Source organism: Shimia sp. (assembly GCF_022448905.1).
Lineage (GTDB): Bacteria > Pseudomonadota > Alphaproteobacteria > Rhodobacterales > Rhodobacteraceae > Shimia.
On the sequence record NZ_JAKVCW010000021.1, the window covers coordinates 38,962 to 54,601 of the forward strand.

Below are 15,640 nucleotides of genomic sequence, written 5' to 3' on the forward strand. Positions count from 1 at the left end.
GCATATGGAGAGGCAAATATTGATCGATGAGTCAGGAAAGTCTGATGAAGGGCCTTGGGCGAAGCTATTTTGGGCAGAAAGAGGAGACTGGTGCATTTCCGCGCGGTTTAGGGGTTTTCCACAGCGCAAGGCCATGCGATAGGGACGTGCCAAATGAAGCCCCGCAACAGGAGATTTGCGATGGAGATTCGTGAGGCCCTCACTTTCGATGATGTTCTACTGGTTCCAGCCGCGTCTGCAGTTCTGCCGTCCACGGCGGACACGCGTACGAAGGTCACAAAATCCATCGATCTCAACATTCCGCTGCTGAGTTCCGCGATGGACACGGTCACCGAAAGCCGGATGGCGATTGCCATGGCGCAGGCCGGTGGCATGGGCGTGATCCACAAGAACCTGGACGCAGATCAACAGGCGCGGGAAGTGCGCCGGGTGAAACGTTTCGAGAGTGGCATTGTATATAACCCAGTAACGTTGACCCCAAACCAGACGCTGGCAGATGCCAAGGCGTTGATCGAGCGCTATCGCTTCACCGGCTTCCCGGTGGTGGATGAGCAGGGCCGTGTGGTGGGCATTGTGACCAACCGTGACATGCGGTTTGCGCAGTCTGATGACACGCCGGTGCATGCGATGATGACCACGGCGGATCTGGCGATGCTGGCGGAACCTGCGGATCTGGAAGAGGCAAAAAGCCTGATGCGGGCGCGTCGGATCGAAAAGCTGTTGGTGCATGATGGCAACGGCAAGCTGACCGGTCTGTTGACCTTGAAAGACACAGAGCAAGCCGTGCTGAACCCAACGGCCTGTAAAGACGATCTGGGCCGACTGCGGGTGGCGGCGGCGTCTTCTGTTGGGGACAGCGGCTTTGCGCGTTCTGAAATGCTGATTGATGCCGGTGTGGACATTGTGGTGATCGACACCGCGCACGGCCACTCAGAAGGGGTTCTGGAGGCTGTGAAGCGCGTGAAAAACCTGTCCAACTCCGTACAGGTGATTGCGGGTAACGTTGCGACAGGGGAAGCAACCAAAGCGTTGATCGATGCGGGCGCGGATGCGGTGAAAGTGGGCATCGGCCCTGGCTCGATTTGTACCACACGTATGGTGGCTGGCGTGGGCGTGCCGCAGCTGACCGCGATTGACGACTGCGCAACCGCTGCAGGCGATGTGCCGGTGATTGCGGATGGTGGCATCAAGTTCTCTGGCGATTTTGCCAAAGCGATTGCGGCGGGCGCGTCCTGTGCGATGGTTGGCTCGATGATTGCAGGCACCGATGAAAGCCCGGGCGAGGTGATCCTGTACCAGGGTCGTTCGTTTAAGTCGTACCGTGGCATGGGCTCTCTTGGTGCCATGGCGCGTGGCTCTGCGGATCGGTATTTCCAGAAGGATGCGGCCAGCGACAAGCTTGTGCCAGAAGGCATTGAAGGGCAGGTGCCTTACAAGGGGCCTGCGGGCACTGTGGTGCATCAGCTGGTTGGCGGTCTGCGCGCGGCGATGGGCTACACTGGCAATGCAACCGTGGCCGAGATGCGTAAGAACTGTAAGTTTGTGAAAATCACCGGCGCGGGTTTGAAAGAAAGCCACGTGCATGATGTGCAGATCACCCGCGAAGCGCCAAACTACCGGGTTGGATAAAACTGCCGCCTGAGACGCTGTTTAAGTGACGCAAAACGAAAGGGCTGAACCTTCGCGGGTTCAGCCCTTTTTTGATTGATTTTCAGGGGATGGATTAGAAATCCGTCCAGGTTTCCTCAGCGGCGTTGCCGTTTGATGTGAAGCTCGGCGCGGCGGGGGCTGGCTTTGGGGCCTCCGGCTTTTTAGCGGCAGGCTTGGACTTCGGCTGATCCGCCTGTTTGTCTTCTTGCCAATCCGTCTCAGTCACCTTCGCAGGCGCCGCCGGTTTGTCGGCTTTGGCTTTGCCGTCCAACTTGAAGTGACCAACCATGTTGGCCAGGCCAACGGCATCGGATTTCAGCAGGTGCGTCGCGGCGGTGGATTCCTCTACCATGGCGGCGTTTTTCTGGGTCACCTGATCCAGCTGCATCACGCCGGCGTTGATTTCTGCCAGGCTTTGCGACTGTTCGGTGGCACCGTCGGCGATTGAAGACACCATCCCGGAGATGTGGACCACACGTTCCACGATCACGCTCAGCGCATCGCCGGTTTGACCCACAAGGCTCACACCACGCTCGACTTGCTCGGATGACTTGTCGATCAGGGCTTTGATTTCGTTGGCCGCCTCAGAGGAGGAGTGCGCTAGCTTGCGCACTTCGGAGGCCACAACCGCAAAGCCTCGACCGGCGTCACCTGCGCGGGCGGCTTCGACACCGGCGTTCAGGGCTAAGAGGTTGGTCTGGAAGGCGATGTCGTCAATCACAGAGATGATCTGGGAAATGTGGGTGGAGCTTTGCTCGATCTCGGTCATGGCAGAGACGGCATTGCGCACCACTTCGCCGCTTTCCTCGGCTTCGGTTTTGGCAGTTTGCATGGTGCCTTCCACGTCGCGCGCGCCGTCCGCGGCGGCTTTCACGGAGCGGGTCAGGTCATCCAGCGCAGCTGCAGTCTCTTCCAGCGTGGCGGCCTGGCTCTCCGTGCGTTTTGACAGATCGTCAGATGCCTGGCTGATTTCAGAAGCCCCATTGTGGATCGACTGAGACGCGTCAACCACGTCGTTGACAGTGGTGCTGAGGTTGGTGATGGAGGCGTTGAAGTCTGCGCGCAGCTTTTCGTATTCCTCCGGGAAGGCCACCTTGATTTGCGATGTCAGATCGCCGCCGGACAGGCTGGCAAGGTGCTCGGACAGGGTCTCGACCACTTCGGACTGGGCCGCCGCGGCTTCTTTCTGGTTGGCTTCCAGTTCACGCTGACGCAGCAGCGCAGTGCGGAACACATCGAGAGTGCGGGCCATGTCCCCCAGTTCGTTCTTGGTCTCGGTGAAAGGAATATCGGCATCGGTGTCGCCTTCGGCCAAATCTGCCATGCGTGTCCGCAGAGCGCCCATTGGGCCGGTTACGCTGCGGATGATGAAGTACGAGACCAAAGAGAGCACAACAAGGATACCGCCAAGAATGGTCAGGGCCTTGTTGCGAATCTTTGCCATCTCTGCCTCGATGTCGGAGAGATAAGCACCGGTGCCAACAATCCAGTTCCAGGGCTCATAGTGGAAGGCAAAACCAATTTTGGCTTCCTGAAGGTCGCTGTCCGGCTTCTGGAAGTGGTAGATCAGGGTGCCGCTGCCGTTTTCCACTGCAACCTTGCGCATTTCCTGGAAGATTTTCACACCGTTCGGGTCTTCGAGTTCTGCCTGGCTGTGACCGATCCATTGGGGGCGGAATGGGTGTGCGGTCATGATATAGTCGGTGTCAAAGGCAAACATATATCCGTTGTCACCATAAGACAGTGCTTCGAGCTGTTCGCGGCCAAGCTCACGCGCCTGTTCTGGCGTGTATTTTCCTGACTGAACCCCTTCCTCCAGCGCCACAAGCAGGCTTGTGGCGGTCTCGGTGATCTCGAGGAGCTTTTTATTGTACATGGTTTCCACGGTGTTGCGCATGTGGTTTTGCAACAAAAGGGTCAGGACAACGGCGAGGGCAAGCGCCGCAACGGCGATCGCGCTTATCCGCGTAGAAAGTTTCGTCAAGAAGGCTGGCATGACAGGCTACACTCTGGTTGTTGGCGTTTCAGATGTCGAGGTAGAATGGTCGAGTTTAATGAAGCCTTATGCGCCCGTCTTATTTGTGAGGGGTAAGGGCATTTTGCGCCCGTGGCGTGATTCGGGAAGCGTGGAATCACTCTAAAATTGATTTACGCCTAAAATTTAGGCAATTCGCGAAGAGTTGCAGTTCAGGTCGTCATTGATGTAGAGCAGGCCACCATCCGAGACGGCATGAATGTTGGTTCCGAACGGTGGGAAATTGAGTGGGATGGTCACATGACGCCAGCAGCACGCGTTCAAGCCGCGATTGAAATTTTGGACCAGGTTTTAGTGGGAGCACCGGCGGAAAAAGCGCTGACCGGCTGGGCAAGGCGCAGTCGTTTTGCGGGCTCCAAAGACCGGGCTGCGGTGCGAGATCATGTGTTTGATGCGTTGCGTCGGCGGAACTCGGCGGCCTTTGTCGGGGGCGGTCTGACTGGGCGCGGGCTGATGATCGGCGTGCTGCGTCAGGATCAGGCGGATTTGGACGCTGTCTTCACCGGGGAAGGCTATGCGCCGGCTGCGCTTTCAGCGGATGAGCAATCGGTGCCAGTCGGCGATCCGCCGCTGGACGTACCTGATTGGCTTGAGACCCCAATGCGCGACAGTTTGGGGGCGGCGTTTGAGGACAATGTCGCAGCCCTGCGCGGGCGAGCGCCGGTGATCCTGCGGGTGAATTTGCGCAAAGCCACTGTGGCGCAGGCGCAAGAGTTGTTGGCCGAGGATGGCATCGAAACGCTCACAATGGCGTTGGTGGACACGGCCCTTGAGGTCACGGAAGGGGCGCGACGGATCAAGAACAATGCAGCCTATCTTGATGGTTTGGTGGAATTGCAGGATGCCTCCAGCCAGGCATCGGTTGCGGCACTTTCGTTTTCTAAAGGCATGAAAGTGCTGGATTATTGCGCAGGAGGAGGCGGTAAAACCCTGGCCATGGCGGGGCGTGCCGAAGCACAGTTTTTTGCACATGACGCCCTGGAGCATCGTATGACGGACCTGCCCGCGCGCGCCAAAAGAGCTGGCGTAAAGGTGCAGGTCGTGAAAACGCCAAAGGACAAAGCGCCGTATGATTTGGTGCTTTGCGATGTGCCGTGCTCTGGCAGTGGCACTTGGCGGCGCACGCCGGACGCGAAGTGGCGGTTTCGGCCTGAGGATCTGGCTGAGCTGGAGCGGGTCCAAGCGGAGATCCTGGAGCAGTCCAAAGAGCTCGTGGCATCAGATGGCGCGCTTGTCTATGCCACGTGTTCGGTTTTGACAGCCGAAAACACAGCACAGATTGAGCAGTTTGTGCAGAACAATCCGTCTTGGGAGATTGATTGGCAGCGCCAGTTTTTGCTTTCCGAAGGTGGCGACGGATTCTTCGGGGCAATTTTGCGTAAAATATAGAGGGCTTACGCTTTTTCTTCTGTCTTCGTTAAGGCGTGTTTAAGATAATTTGACGCATATTAACGAAGACGTAAAAGAATAGGTGCAGACGTGTCCGAATCGACAGAGGCCAAGGGGCCTTCTCCCCGCCATTTGGGTCACACACCTCATCATGCCGGATTGCTTGCCTTGGCAGCCTTGGTCATGGTGGTGACGGCTGTTCTTTTGCAACCCGGTCCCATGCGTGTGGCGATGGTGTTTGCCAGCGGGCTTCTTGGCCTAGGTGCGGCAATCAGCTTGATGGTGTCGCTGCGCCGGAAAGCCGCACAAATGCGCGCGGTCGCTTTGCTGCGTCGTATGTTTGAAGATGCCTCTGACCTGACATTTGTGTCCAACCCAGAAGGACAGGTGATCTACGCCAACAAAGCCGCCATGGAGGCGGGTATGGGCGCGCGTGACACGATGGTTGAGGCGCTCGCCGATCAGGTGCTCGATGCGGAGGGCAAGGTGCGCGATTTGATTGCGGGCAGCCTTGTGGACGGTCAATGCGAAGAAGAACTGTCCTTGCGTGACAGCATGATGCGGTTGACTGTGAAGACTTTGGAATTTGGCGTTTTGTTGTGGAGCATCCAACGGTCTAATCCGGTAGCAGACGCGCAGCATGCGGGCGGGGCGCCGCGGTTGCCGATGCTGACCGTGGGCCGATCCGGGACAGTTTTGTTTATGAACCCGGCCGCGCGGCACCTGTTGGGGGAGCGTAAAAAGACCATCGCCGATGTGTTTGGTCCGGATGTTACCGATCTGCGCAGCGCCACAGTGGTGCACACCTCAAGTGGCGAGCAGCAGTGCCTGGTGGCGGAGTTTGAAGCCACAGCAGGACGACGTGAGATCTACCTATTGCCAACGGAAGTGCCGGTGATGCGCGACGGGGCGGTGCAGTTTGACGAACTGCCTGTTGCGATCCTTAAGGTGACGCCAGCAGGTGATGTGGCACTGGCGAACCGCGCGGCGCGGTCTTTGGTCAATATGGAGATCACCCCCAAAACCGTGATTGGCGACCTGATGGAGGGGCTTGGGCGCTCGATAGTAGATTGGCTGATGGAAGCGGCGCAGGGCAAGGCTGTAAACCAGTCGGAGTTTCTGCGTTTGAAGCGTGAAGACAAGGAAGTGATTGTTCAGGTCAGCCTGAACCGCGTGGTGGAAGGGGGCGAGACCTCTTTGATTGCGGTGCTGAGTGATGCTACTGAGCTGAAGTCGCTGGAGGCGCAGTTTGTTCAGAGCCAGAAAATGCAAGCGATTGGCCAGTTGGCCGGTGGTGTGGCACATGATTTTAACAACCTTTTGACAGCAATTTCAGGCCATTGTGACCTGTTGTTGCTGCGGCACGATCAGGGGGATGCGGACTATGCAGACCTCATCCAGATCAATCAGAACGCCAATCGTGCAGCGGCGCTTGTGGGCCAATTGCTGGCGTTTTCGCGCAAACAAAACCTGCGTCCTGAGGTGCTAGACCTACGCAATACCCTGGCTGACCTGACCCACCTGTTGAACCGTCTTGTAGGCGAGCGTGTGACGTTGACGTTGAACAACGATCCGGTGTTGCCAGCGATCAGAGCGGACAAGCGGCAGCTGGAACAGGTGCTGATGAATCTTGTGGTGAATGCACGCGACGCGATGCCGGATGGTGGGGAAATCCGTGTGATCACAGAAAGTGTAGAGCTCGATGCGCCGCTTGAGCGCGATCGCGTGGTGGTGCCGGTGGGCAATTACGTGTCGGTGACCGTGGCAGATCAAGGCATCGGCATCGCGCAGGACAAGTTGCAAAAGGTGTTTGAACCGTTCTTCACCACTAAGAAGACCGGCGAGGGCACTGGCTTGGGTCTGAGCACCGCTTATGGGATTGTGAAACAGACAGGCGGCTATATTTTTGTGGACAGCACCGAGGGCGTAGGCACGACGTTCACGTTGATGTTCCCGGCCCATGGTTCGGGCGCAGAGCAGGTGGTGGCGCCGGAGGCGGGTAAACGGCCGGATTTGCCGGAAGTGGAGCACAGCGGGGTTGTGTTGCTTGTGGAAGATGAGGCGCCTGTGCGGTCCTTTGCAACGCGTGCGCTCAAAATGCGCGGGTTCACCGTGCTTGAGGCAGCGTCTGGTGAAGAGGCGCTGGAAGTGCTGGACATGGATCACCCAAAGATCGATGTTTTTGTCAGCGACGTCATCATGCCAGGCATGGACGGGCCAAGCTGGGTGCGTCAGGCGCGGGAGGAATATCCCAATGTGCCGGTGATCTTTGTATCCGGCTACGCAGAAGACAGTTTCTCTGACGATCAGGCAAGAATTGAGAACTCAAGCTTCTTGCCAAAGCCGTTTTCTCTCAGTGACTTAACGGAGGCGGTTCAAGCGCGGATCTCCAGCTCTTAAGTTAGGCTTTCGTAGAGCTCAAACTCGGCTGCACATTTTCGGCGCAGCTTTTGCATAGTGGCTTCGGGCAAATCGAGCGGGATGTCTGGCGAGCTGTTCCGGCGTTCCAGCTGGATCTTGCGTTGCAAGCGCTGCTCCAGAAAGTCGAGCAGACGCGGCTGGTCTTCATAGCGGAACATGTGGTTGACTTTCACGCCATTGGGGCGAGGCTCCAGAAACTTGGCCTGGCTACCAACGTTGGCAAAGGGCGCTTTCTTGTCGCCCTTCATATACTCCTGCACAAATTCCTCAAAGCTCACCTCATGGGTAGAGTTTGCATGCCCGCGCATAAAATCGCGGCGGCGGTATCGGTACCAACTGGCGAGCCAACTGACGGGTTCGCGCATCACGGCCATGAGTTCGAGGTCATCGGTGTTGCAAGCCCGCTCAAACATGGGGCGGAAAAAGCGGTTGTATCGATACACCGGCGCGTGTTTGAGCTCTGGCGGGTTGGAAATCACCATGTCTGCGGAGGGCGCTAATGCCTCCTCAATAGCGGTTGTTCCGGTTTTTGGAACAGAGAGAAACACCAGTTTTTGTTTCCAGAAAACAAGCATTTGCGCGCCTTCGGTGTGGTTGAACTCAAATTGATTTCTTCTTGTAAACCACTTCTTAACGGAATGGGATGGAAAATGTTCCTATTATTTTCTCTTGATTTGTTCTCGTTTTGATCTCATAAGAATTTGGAACAAGAGGTGAACACAGGCAGTGATTGCCGCCCGCGTGCGGGTGTGGAATAAGGAAGCAAGCAAATGGCAACGGCAGATCTTTTGACAATGACCTCCAAGAAATCCTCATCCCCTGACAAACAGAAGGCGCTGGACAGTGCGCTGGCCCAAATCGAGCGGCAGTTCGGCAAAGGCTCGATCATGAAGCTGGGCGCGGACAACCCCGCGCAAGAGATTGAAGCGACGTCAACTGGCTCGCTGAGCCTGGATATTGCGCTGGGGATTGGTGGTCTTCCCAAGGGACGGATCATCGAGATTTACGGCCCGGAAAGCTCCGGCAAAACCACGCTGACGCTGCATTGCATTGCTGAAGAGCAGAAAAAAGGCGGCGTCTGTGCCTTTGTGGATGCGGAACACGCGCTGGACCCTCAGTACGCCAACAAGCTGGGCGTGAACCTGGATGAGCTGCTGATTTCGCAGCCAGATACCGGCGAGCAAGCGCTGGAGATCACCGACACGTTGGTACGGTCTGGCGCAGTGAACATGGTTGTGGTCGATTCGGTGGCGGCGCTGACGCCGAAATCCGAACTCGAAGGCGACATGGGTGACAGCAACGTGGGTGTGCAGGCGCGTCTGATGAGTCAGGCGATGCGGAAACTGACCGGTTCGATCGCGCGCTCCAACTGTATGGTGATTTTCATCAACCAGATCCGGATGAAAATTGGCGTGATGTTTGGTTCGCCAGAGACCACAACCGGCGGTAACGCGCTGAAGTTCTACAGCTCTGTGCGTCTGGATATCCGCCGGATTGGCGCGATCAAGGATCGCGATGAGGTTGTTGGTAACGCAACTCGAGTGAAGGTGGTGAAGAACAAGGTGGCGCCACCGTTCAAACAGGTTGAGTTTGATATCCTGTACGGCGAGGGCATTTCCAAAATGGGTGAACTGCTTGATCTGGGTGTGAAGGCTGGTGTCGTCGAGAAATCCGGCAGCTGGTTCAGTTATGGCGACGAGCGGATCGGGCAGGGGCGTGCAAATGCCACCACCTTCCTGAAGGAAAACACTCGTATGGCGCTGGAAATCGAAGACAAGATCCGTGCCGCGCATGGGCTGGACTTTGACATGCCGCCCGGTGATGAAGAGTTGCTGGAAGATTGACGCTTTCTTCCGAAGATTTGATGCGGGCTTTGCCGCATGTGTTGGCCGCTCCGAAAGACGGGGCGGCCATTGCGCATTTGTGTCTGCGTCCAGCGCGCAATGAGCGCCAGTTTGTGGATGAAATCACGCTGACAAAAGCGCGGGGCATTCCTGGTGAGCGGTGGATGACGCAGCCGTGGTTGCGCACGGAGGATGGTGCGCCGCATCCGGGCATTCAGGTGTGCATCATTCCCCAACGTGTGCTGGATTTGGTGTGGACACCTGGCGCCGAGGTTTTGCACCCTGGTGATACCTTTGCAGCCGATATTGACACCTCAGAGGTGAACTTACCAACCGGTCAGGTACTGCAAGTTGGCTCTGCTGTGCTGCGTGTGTCGGAGGTGTTCAATGATGCCTGTGTGAAGTGGAAAGCGCGGTATGGACCGGCCGCTTATGACTGGATCCGCAATCCGGATCACCGCACGCTCCGGTTGCGGGGTATTTTGTGCAGCGTGGAACAGGATGGCGTGATCCGCACAGGGGATGTTTTGCACAAGGCTTGAGGGGCTTGACGGTTGGTCAGGTATGCATTTTGCCCAAGTCCCACTAGGTTAGGCGCATTGTCATGTGGACAGGCGCGCGTGGGGGTTATAAACCCGCTTCGATACCGAAACCCACGTTAAGAGATCTGCCCATGGCCAGCCTAAACGACATCCGGTCGACCTTTCTGAATTACTTTGCCAAGCAGGGCCACGAGGTGGTGGATTCCAGCCCGCTGGTGCCGCGCAATGACCCGACGCTGATGTTTGTGAACTCCGGCATGGTGCAGTTCAAAAACCTTTTCACCGGCGTTGAAAAGCGGGACTACAACCGCGCAACCACATCGCAGAAATGCGTGCGGGCCGGCGGCAAGCACAACGATCTGGACAACGTTGGCTACACAGCGCGTCACCACACGTTTTTTGAGATGCTCGGCAACTTCTCCTTTGGCGACTATTTCAAAGATGACGCGATCCCGTTTGCTTGGGAGCTGATCACCAAGGAATTCGATATCCCAAAGGACAAGCTCTACACGACGGTGTATCACACCGACGACGAAGCCTTTGAAATTTGGAAGAAAGTCGGAGTTCCGGAGGATCGTATCATTCGGATCGCGACCTCGGATAATTTCTGGCAGATGGGCCCTACGGGTCCATGTGGGCCTTGCACCGAAATCTTCTTTGATCACGGTGATCACATTTGGGGTGGACCTCCCGGCAGCCCGGAAGAAGACGGTGACCGGTTCATTGAGATCTGGAACGTGGTGTTCATGCAGAACGAGCAGTTCGAAGACGGCTCGATGACCGCGCTGGACATGCAGTCGATTGACACCGGCATGGGGCTGGAGCGGATTGGTGCGTTGCTGCAGGGCAGCCATGACAACTACGATACCGATCTGTTCAAAGCGCTGATTGAGGCGTCGGCCAATGTGACCTCGACCGATCCCTACGGGGAGCAGAATGTACATCACCGCGTCATTGCGGATCACCTGCGGTCTACGTCTTTCCTGATGGCGGACGGCGTGATGCCGTCCAACGATGGCCGTGGCTATGTGCTGCGCCGGATCATGCGTCGGGCGATGCGCCATGCGCATCTTTTGGGTGCGAAAGATCCCGTGATGCATCAGCTGGTGCCGTCTTTGGTTCAGCAGATGGGGCAGGCCTACCCTGAGTTGGGGCAGGCGCAGGCGTTGATCGAAGAGACGCTGAAGCAGGAAGAGACCAAGTTTAAGCAGACGCTGGACCGTGGTTTGAAGCTGCTGGACGACGAGCTGGATGGTTTGGAGGAAGGCGCGCCGCTGGCTGGTGAAGCTGCGTTCAAACTCTATGACACCTATGGCTTCCCGCTTGATCTGACTCAGGACGCGCTGCGCGAAAAGGGGCGTACCGTGGATACGGACGGTTTTGATGCGGCGATGGCCGAGCAGAAAGCCAAAGCACGTGCCGCCCACAAAGGCTCTGGCGATACCGCGGAGAATGCTGTTTGGTTTGATGTTGCGGATGAGACCGGATCGTCCGAGTTCCTCGGCTATGACACCGAGACTGCCGAAGGGCAGGTGCTGGCAGTCATGAAAGAAGGGGTGCTTGTGGATGCGCTGGCGGAAGGCGAAGAAGGCTGGCTGGTGATGAACCAGACGCCGTTTTATGCGGAAAGCGGTGGTCAGGTGGCGGACCATGGCCTGGTTGAGCGTTTGGAAAACCGCGATGAACTGGCGCATGTGTCCGAGGTGCAGAAGTTTGCCGATGGCAAGCTGATTGGGCATTTGGTCAAAGTCGCGCGCGGCACCATTTCCAAAGGGGACCCGGTGGCGATGATCGTGGATCACGCACGCCGCACGTCCATTCGCGCGAACCACTCCGCAACGCACTTGCTGCATGAAGCACTGCGCGAGGCGCTTGGCGATTACGTGGCACAGCGCGGCTCGCTGAATGCGGATGATCGCCTGCGATTTGACTTCAGCCACAACAAAGCGCTGAGCCCGGAAGAGTTGACCAAGGTTGGTTTGGACGTGAACGCGTATATCCGTCAGAACACGCCGGTGGAAACCCGTGTGATGACGCCGGATGATGCGCGTGAGATTGGCGCGCAGGCACTGTTTGGCGAGAAGTATGGCGACGAGGTGCGTGTTGTGTCCATGGGCCGCGCCAACACCGGCAAGGGTCACAACGGTGACACCTATTCCATCGAGCTTTGCGGCGGTACCCATGTGAAACAGACCGGCGACATTGGTGTGTTTGTGCTGCTTTCGGATAGCGCATCTTCGGCCGGTGTGCGCCGGATCGAGGCGCTGACCGGTGAGGTGGCCTTTGCACATCTGGAGCGTGAAGCCAAACGTGTGACCGAAGTGGCAGGCACACTCAAAGCGCAGCCTGGTGAGATTGTTGATCGCGTGAAGGCGCTGCTTGACGAGCGGAAAGCGCTGCAAAACGAAGTTGCGACGCTGCGCCGCGAATTGGCGATGTCTGGTGGCGCCGGGCAGGGCGCTGGCCCTGAGGCAAAAGAGATTAATGGCGTGAAGTTCTTTGCACAGGTGCTCTCTGGCGTGTCTGGTAAAGACCTGCCTCCGTTGATTGATGAGCACAAAGCACGACTGGAAAGCGGCGCGGTTCTATTGGTGGCGGACACCGATGGCAAAGTTGCCGTGGCGGCTGGCGTGACGGATGACCTCAAAGGCGATTTGAGTGCCGTCGATCTGGTACGTGCTGCCGTTGGCCCAATGGGTGGCAAAGGCGGCGGTGGTCGTCCAGATATGGCGCAAGGCGGCGCCAAAGATGCCTCCAAAGCAGACGAAGCCTTTGCCGCAGCTGAAGCGGTGATTGCAGGCTGACCATTTGGTCAAAATCTTCTTGGCCTGTCCGGCAATTCACGTAGAGTGTCGGGCAGGACAACAGTATTGGAGAGCCTAATGGGTGCGCTTTGGATTGCACATGTGACCGTGACTGATGCGGACGCTTACGGAAAATATGCGGAGCTGGCTGGTCCGGCGATTGCCAAACACGGTGGTGAGTTTATTGCCCGTGGCGGCAAATTTGTGCAGCTGGAAGGCAAAGAGCGGCCCCGTAATGTGGTAGCCCGTTTTCCGGATGTTGACACGGCGGTCGCTTGCTATCACAGCCCTGAGTATCAAGAGGCGCTAAATCATGCGCGCGGCGCAAGCGAGCGCGAGTTGATGGTTGTCGAGACTAGTGAATAGAACTGTTCTGGCCCTAGCAATGTGGTTGTGCGGCGCCAATTTTGGCGTCGCTGATACTGTTAAAGATGTAGCTATTGATGACATTCAGGGCCCCGCGACCCAGAGATTGCCGGTTGATGGATTTTGGTACCGTGGTCAGATTTATGACGAACCGGTCTATGCATCCGGTATAGCGATTGGAACTGAGTTGGTAGTGGTTGATGGCGGTCTTGCCATACCCACTGCGCCCGGTGGCTTGATTGCTCTAAATGCAAAAGTTCATACCAAACCTGGAATGTCAGCGCGTTTGCCGTCTACGGATTGGAGTGATTTCGATCTTACACCACGCCCGCTTGCTGTTTGGCTGGAAAAACCGGTTTGTCAGCTTGGCATAGAGTTCTGGGCAGAGGACCCAAAGCGGGAAACACAAAAAGGCATTTCCGTGGTTGTGCAGCTACTTGACGAACAAGGCGGCGTTCTTGGGCAGCGCAACTACAGGCATTTTGTTGGTCTTACGCGCGTGGGTTTTGATGCAACTGACATAGAAACAGACATAAAAGCTGTTCGCCTTCTTCCTGCCGCCAATACCGGCTTGGCAATTGTCGCTGTCAGAGCGCGGGCCTGCACTTTGCTTTTGGGTTAGGTGTCTGCTGTTTAGGGGGGGGGGTAGGGCTGAGGCTGAATTTGAAGGTTTGGCCGATAAGCACGCGGCAAATTTCGCTTTTTGGATAGAATGTTTTGAATATTGTGTAAGAAATAGGAGGCTGTTCTGTCTTTTGGTGCTGTGTAGGGCTTTTTTCCCGTTTTGCTCTCGCGTATATGATCGTGAAATCTGGTGGCCTATTCGTATTGATTAGGGCGCCGCAGGCTAGGAGCTTAATCAGATGTGTCGTTGGGCCGCCTATATTGGGGCACCGTGTTATTTAGAAGATGTTGTGACGCGGCCAGATCACTCGTTGATCCAGCAAAGCATGCAAGCGACAGAGTGCAAAACCCAGACCAACGGCGACGGCGTTGGTTTGGCGTGGTATGGCAGCCGGCAAGAACCAGGGCTGTATCGGGACATTTTGCCAGCGTGGTCTGACCCGAACTTGAGGTCGCTTACGGCACAGGTCGAGTCCGGGCTGTTTCTGGCGCATGTGCGGGCCTCCACTGGCACCGCCACCAGCCGCAACAACTGTCATCCATTTGCGGTGGGGCGGTGGTCTTTTATGCACAACGGTCAGGTTGGTGGGTTTGAGACCTTTCGACGGCGCGCGGATATGTTGATCCCGGATGAGCTGTATCCAGAGCGCAAGGGGGCGACGGACAGTGAGGTGTTGTTCCTCATGGGGTTGACCGAAGGCATGGATGACCATCCAAAAGAATCCATGCAGATTGCCGTGGGCATCCTGGAGCGCATGAGCCGCGAGCGGGGCACCACGCCGCATATGCGGCTGGCAGCGGCATTTAGTGATGGCGACACGCTGTATGCCATTCGATACGCCTCCGACAATCGTGCGCCGACTGTGTACCATCGCGCCAGCGACACTCGCAGCGGCCGCGCTGTGGTGAGTGAGCCTTTGGTGGAGGCGGAAGATGGCTGGGAAGCCATACCGGCCGGATCGTTCTGTCGGTTCCACAAGGATGGCAGCTATGAGATTGAGCCGTTCCGGCCGCTCACTTGATGATTTCAGCTGGCAATACTTAACTAGGGCATCAGTTTTGCAGGTATTGCCAGCCGCTGTTTGTTTTAGAAATCGCCGTTGCTGCGAATATTGGTCGCCCGGTCGCCAAAGGTTTCCTTGACAGAGTCTGTGTCCGCCAAAACCGTGCCTTGTGCCAAGATCTTTATGGAGTGATCCGTGGCGCGCCAGCGTGACTGTTTAAACCCATCGGCTAGTGCCAGACCAAATGGCATGCCCGCAGCCCAGTTCTTGAGAAACAAAGGGAATTCGATTGTCGAGTTTGTGTTGACAGCGATGGCGCCGGCGCCAACGGAAAAGCCGGCATCAACCATTTCTTCCGCCAAGGCCGCGCCGTAGCAGGCGGTTGTATAGAACATGCGCAGTCGATCGTCTGCGTTCAGGCCATCAATGGCCGCGCAGATGTCAGAGCGGGTGACATAACCTCCGCCCATGGAGTATTTTGTGCCCCCTCCTTCCTTTTCAACTCCATGCCCGTGCCAGATTAAGTCGACCTCATCTACATCAGCGTCAGAAAGTGCGTCACGAAGCGTTTCGGTAAGCTCGGTAAGGGTTGCTCCAGACCCGGTTACCGTAAGGATGCGATCATAGGCGACTCGGCAGATCGCGTAAGGCAGGGCTATGCCGGATTTTTCAATGAAACCGTAGAGACGTTCTTTGATCTTCTTGTTTTCGTTTTCCTCAATAAATTCGGAAAAAACGACAAGGACCCTCTCATGGCGGCGCACAATTCGCTCTTCACGTCGCCTTAAACTTGGACCTTCCTCGACGACACGCTTCATACGTTCTTGGCCTTCGTCCATCAGATCATTGTAGGTGCCAACAGCATTGGCCAGTCGAATTTTTCGCCGCTCACGCCTGTCTTGACGGCGTTGCTTGATTTTGTCTTTGCTTAAAAATCCCATAGTACCCTCAGAAATCGAAA

The 15,640-nt window shown here is 56.7% G+C and carries 12 protein-coding genes; 9 read left to right on the plus strand and 3 right to left on the minus strand.

Annotated elements, in window-relative coordinates:
* The first annotated feature begins 180 nt into the window (after positions 1–180).
* Positions 181–1,629: an IMP dehydrogenase gene (gene guaB / locus MK208_RS19330; RefSeq protein WP_294119257.1), complete on the plus strand. Its 1,449-nt coding sequence runs from the start codon at positions 181–183 to the stop codon at positions 1,627–1,629.
* A gap of 94 nt (positions 1,630–1,723) precedes the next feature.
* On the opposite strand, the gene MK208_RS19335 is transcribed toward guaB, so the two are convergent.
* Positions 1,724–3,634: a methyl-accepting chemotaxis protein gene (locus MK208_RS19335; protein WP_294119258.1), complete on the minus strand. Its 1,911-nt coding sequence runs from the start codon at positions 3,632–3,634 to the stop codon at positions 1,724–1,726.
* Positions 3,635–3,925: 291 nt separating this feature from the next.
* Here MK208_RS19335 and MK208_RS19340 point away from each other — a divergent pair, with 291 nt between their 5' ends.
* Positions 3,926–5,074, plus strand: a complete 1,149-nt coding sequence (locus tag MK208_RS19340) for an RsmB/NOP family class I SAM-dependent RNA methyltransferase (RefSeq protein WP_294119259.1) — start codon at positions 3,926–3,928, stop codon at positions 5,072–5,074.
* Between the two features lie 90 nt (positions 5,075–5,164).
* Positions 5,165–7,474: an ATP-binding protein gene (locus tag MK208_RS19345; RefSeq protein WP_294119261.1), complete on the plus strand. Its 2,310-nt coding sequence runs from the start codon at positions 5,165–5,167 to the stop codon at positions 7,472–7,474.
* On the opposite strand, the gene MK208_RS19350 is transcribed toward MK208_RS19345, so the two are convergent.
* A complete protein-coding gene (locus MK208_RS19350) occupies positions 7,471–8,070 on the minus strand; it encodes a sulfotransferase family 2 domain-containing protein (RefSeq protein WP_294119263.1) in 600 nt (199 codons plus the stop codon). The two genes, MK208_RS19345 and MK208_RS19350, sit on opposite strands and share 4 nt — an antisense overlap.
* Before the next feature lie 195 nt (positions 8,071–8,265).
* On the opposite strand from MK208_RS19350, the gene recA reads away from it, so the two are divergent.
* The 6 genes from recA (at position 8,266) to MK208_RS19380 (ending at position 14,697) form a co-directional block, all read left to right on the plus strand.
* Positions 8,266–9,339 carry a recombinase RecA gene (recA, locus tag MK208_RS19355; RefSeq protein ID WP_294119266.1) on the plus strand — a complete coding sequence of 358 codons (1,074 nt, stop codon included), beginning with the start codon at positions 8,266–8,268 and terminating at the stop codon, positions 9,337–9,339.
* Positions 9,336–9,881 (plus strand): hypothetical protein, encoded by a 546-nt coding sequence (locus MK208_RS19360; protein WP_294119267.1) that lies wholly within the window; start codon positions 9,336–9,338, stop codon positions 9,879–9,881. The genes recA and MK208_RS19360 overlap by 4 nt, the downstream gene beginning before the upstream one ends.
* A gap of 131 nt (positions 9,882–10,012) precedes the next feature.
* On the plus strand, positions 10,013–12,685 hold the full coding sequence (gene alaS, locus MK208_RS19365; protein ID WP_294119268.1) for an alanine--tRNA ligase: 2,673 nt from the start codon (positions 10,013–10,015) through the stop codon (positions 12,683–12,685).
* Positions 12,686–12,763: 78 nt separating this feature from the next.
* A complete protein-coding gene (locus MK208_RS19370) occupies positions 12,764–13,051 on the plus strand; it encodes a DUF1330 domain-containing protein (RefSeq protein ID WP_164642773.1) in 288 nt (95 codons plus the stop codon).
* Positions 13,044–13,673 (plus strand): hypothetical protein, encoded by a 630-nt coding sequence (locus tag MK208_RS19375; protein WP_294119274.1) that lies wholly within the window; start codon positions 13,044–13,046, stop codon positions 13,671–13,673. Before MK208_RS19370 ends, MK208_RS19375 begins: the two co-directional genes overlap by 8 nt.
* A gap of 241 nt (positions 13,674–13,914) precedes the next feature.
* Complete coding sequence (locus tag MK208_RS19380) at positions 13,915–14,697, plus strand: class II glutamine amidotransferase (RefSeq protein ID WP_294119276.1); 783 nt, start codon at positions 13,915–13,917, stop codon at positions 14,695–14,697.
* A 65-nt stretch (positions 14,698–14,762) separates the two neighbouring features.
* On the opposite strand, the gene MK208_RS19385 is transcribed toward MK208_RS19380, so the two are convergent.
* The gene (locus MK208_RS19385; RefSeq protein WP_294119278.1) at positions 14,763–15,620 is read right to left on the minus strand and encodes a hypothetical protein; all 858 of its coding nucleotides are present in this window, start codon (positions 15,618–15,620) and stop codon (positions 14,763–14,765) included.
* Positions 15,621–15,640 lie beyond the last annotated feature (20 nt).

Excerpts from the sequence above, each read along its gene's own strand:
- guaB (WP_294119257.1), top strand. The coding sequence starts at position 181 with ATGGAGATTCGTGAGGCCCTCACTTTCGATGATGTTCTACTGGTTCCA.
- MK208_RS19340 (WP_294119259.1), top strand. The coding sequence starts at position 3,926 with ATGACGCCAGCAGCACGCGTTCAAGCCGCGATTGAAATTTTGGACCAG.
- MK208_RS19350 (WP_294119263.1), bottom strand. The coding sequence starts at position 8,070 with ATGCTTGTTTTCTGGAAACAAAAACTGGTGTTTCTCTCTGTTCCAAAA.
- recA (WP_294119266.1), top strand. The coding sequence starts at position 8,266 with ATGGCAACGGCAGATCTTTTGACAATGACCTCCAAGAAATCCTCATCC.
- alaS (WP_294119268.1), top strand. The coding sequence starts at position 10,013 with ATGGCCAGCCTAAACGACATCCGGTCGACCTTTCTGAATTACTTTGCC.
- MK208_RS19370 (WP_164642773.1), top strand. The coding sequence starts at position 12,764 with ATGGGTGCGCTTTGGATTGCACATGTGACCGTGACTGATGCGGACGCT.
- MK208_RS19380 (WP_294119276.1), top strand. The coding sequence starts at position 13,915 with ATGTGTCGTTGGGCCGCCTATATTGGGGCACCGTGTTATTTAGAAGAT.
- MK208_RS19385 (WP_294119278.1), bottom strand. The coding sequence starts at position 15,620 with ATGGGATTTTTAAGCAAAGACAAAATCAAGCAACGCCGTCAAGACAGG.